General features: G+C 64.7%; 1 pseudogene. It reads left to right on the top strand.

Annotated features, from left to right (window positions below):
* Nucleotides 1–258, top strand: a pseudogene (locus tag AC0AIB_RS31650) (2-oxoacid:ferredoxin oxidoreductase subunit beta); the annotation flags it as partial.

The raw sequence follows: 258 nt of genomic DNA, 5'->3' as shown, positions 1-258 counted from the left end.
ACCCACCCCACGCCTTCGGCCTCGAAGTCCGCGACACCGCCACCACCCCACCCGAAGACATCGTCATCCACGACACCACCATCACCGACCCCGCCTACGCCTTCGCCCTCACCCGACTCCCCGGACCAGATCTCCGCAACACCCCCATCGGCGTCTTCCGACAAACCAACCGCCCCACCTACGACAACCTCGTCCAACAACAGATCACCACCGCCAAAGCCACCACCACCCACACCCCCGAACAACAACTCACCGACC

Source organism: Micromonospora sp. DSM 43699 (assembly GCF_055517075.1).
The sequence above is the reverse complement of the archived record's forward strand: the minus strand, read 5'-3'. Positions and strand labels throughout refer to the sequence as shown.